Source organism: Phytobacter sp. V69, assembly GCF_965644215.1.
In the GTDB taxonomy this organism is placed as follows: domain Bacteria; phylum Pseudomonadota; class Gammaproteobacteria; order Enterobacterales; family Enterobacteriaceae; genus Phytobacter.
The window spans coordinates 1-1,134 of sequence record NZ_CBFFRL010000439.1 but is presented as its reverse complement, the minus strand read 5'-3'; the positions used below and the strand labels follow the sequence as shown (position 1 = coordinate 1,134).

At 46.5% G+C, this 1,134-nt stretch carries 2 protein-coding genes; both read left to right on the top strand.

Annotated features, from left to right (window positions below; all coding sequences use genetic code 11):
- Positions 1–294 precede the first annotated feature (294 nt).
- On the top strand, positions 295–564 hold the full coding sequence (locus tag ACSZPU_RS25830) for a peptidoglycan-binding domain-containing protein (RefSeq protein WP_499004468.1): 270 nt from the start codon (positions 295–297) through the stop codon (positions 562–564).
- A 3-nt stretch (positions 565–567) separates the two neighbouring features.
- The gene (locus ACSZPU_RS25825; RefSeq protein ID WP_499004466.1) at positions 568–1,089 is read left to right on the top strand and encodes a DUF8812 domain-containing protein; all 522 of its coding nucleotides are present in this window, start codon (positions 568–570) and stop codon (positions 1,087–1,089) included.
- Positions 1,090–1,134: the final 45 nt, after the last annotated feature.

The following is a 1,134-nucleotide window of genomic DNA, read 5'->3' as shown; positions in this document are numbered from 1 at the left end:
GAAAAACGTGTGTTTTTAGTCATCCTGTTTACCTCTCTCTCAAAGAGTTTAGTCTCCAGGATTCCCGGGGCGGTTCATTAAGCTCCTTGCCAACTTATCTTTCAGGATCCTGAAACGGTACTTCAGACTGAACACTAGTAATATGGATTGTTGCTTACTGAAAAGCAAAATGGGGAGTATTAAGCAATCAGCCCCCCAATATTCAAAATTTCTACTGCGGGATTTCAGTGAAAAAGCCAAGTACAATGCATTGTGCAAGATTAAAAAGTATTATGCATAGGTCAGAATGTTGTCGTGAAAAAGGAGAGTCAAACGAGACACAGCCAGCAACATGCCCCCAGGGTATTCAGGCTGACTTCTTCAGTAGGCGATTGCGGAACGAACGATCCGAAAGAAGTTAAAATTGTCCAGCAGCAGCTTGCCGATGCCGGATACTCTGTAGCTACAGGCAGACATATTCAACCTGATGGGCGTTGTAATCTTGATACCGTTGAGGCAATACGCTGGTATCAGCGATTGCTGAATTTATCACCATCAGGACTGATAAATGCGACTGATACCTGATTTATGCAGGCGCTGGAAGAGGCAACCGCACCCCACTGGCGGCCCAAAAATATCAGTGGCCCTCTTCGGGTAAGCATTGGGCAGATAACGTTTGATGCTGAAGGCACAGACTATATCACCGCAGTGATGCCATTCAGGAAGAATCCCTATCCATTTTTTTCCAGAATACTGCACTGGCCACCCGTCGTCGGCTCAGGTGTAACTCTGGGCAGAGGATACGATAGGGGTAATCGTAGTGCGGGCGAGATCCTGGCGACCCTCAGGCAGGCGGGCATTGAAGAATATAAAGCCCAACTGTGTGCAAAAGCTGCCGGGATTAAAAACCGAGAAGCAGGTCAATTCGTAAAAGTGTATGGTCCGTTCGTAGGTGAAATTACACACCAGCAGCAAATACGGTTATTCGAAATTGCATACCGCGAAAAAATTGAATATGGAAAAGGTGTTTACAACCGTCATGTACGGCGCTTAGGCATTACCAATGCTCTTGACTGGAACAGCTTAGATAGTGTCGTCACAAGATTTTAGCCCAGAGAGCGATGCATCTGATCTGGACGGCAGCGAGAAATGAGG